2 tRNA genes and 1 rRNA gene are annotated in these 588 nt (G+C 49.0%); all 3 read right to left on the reverse strand.

Features of this window, described 5'->3' with window-relative positions:
• Positions 1-186: 186 nt before the first annotated feature.
• Positions 187-262, reverse strand: a tRNA-Ala gene (locus tag AACQ81_RS04760).
• Between the two features lie 103 nt (positions 263-365).
• Positions 366-442: transfer RNA gene (locus tag AACQ81_RS04765), tRNA-Ile, on the reverse strand.
• Between the two features lie 68 nt (positions 443-510).
• Positions 511-588: ribosomal RNA gene (locus AACQ81_RS04770) — 16S ribosomal RNA — on the reverse strand; the annotation flags it as partial.

Here is a 588-nt window from a genome sequence, read left to right on the forward strand (position 1 = left end):
TTATTCGCTTAACCTCACAACCCGAAGGTGTCTTCGGATGGCGTGTTTGAGAGATTCACCCGTGAGTTCACGTAACATCACGGGCCGTTTCAAATTTTCAGCTTGTTCCAGATTGTTAAAGAGCAAAGATTTCACAACACACTCAAACAATGTGTTCTGAAATCAGACAATTCGTGTGAAGAGATATGGTGGAGCTAAGCGGGATCGAACCGCTGACCTCCTGCGTGCAAGGCAGGCGCTCTCCCAGCTGAGCTATAGCCCCATTTGGATATCGTGATGCACAGTCATCTTGCGTAGCCAAGGCATAACAGGCGAAGCTTATTGCAATAAGCGAGTCTGGTTATAACGCGGGACAAGCAAGATTTTGGTAGGCCTGAGTGGACTTGAACCACCGACCTCACCCTTATCAGGGGTGCGCTCTAACCACCTGAGCTACAAGCCTATGCCGATACCGTCTCTTCTTTCATCAGACAATCTGTGTGAGCACTTCACAATACTGCACTCGTTCGGTAAGGAGGTGATCCAACCGCAGGTTCCCCTACGGTTACCTTGTTACGACTTCACCCCAGTCATGAATCACAAAGTGGT

Origin of the sequence: Xenorhabdus sp. Sc-CR9, from assembly GCF_963897815.1 — a bacterium.
GTDB lineage: Bacteria > Pseudomonadota > Gammaproteobacteria > Enterobacterales > Enterobacteriaceae > Xenorhabdus.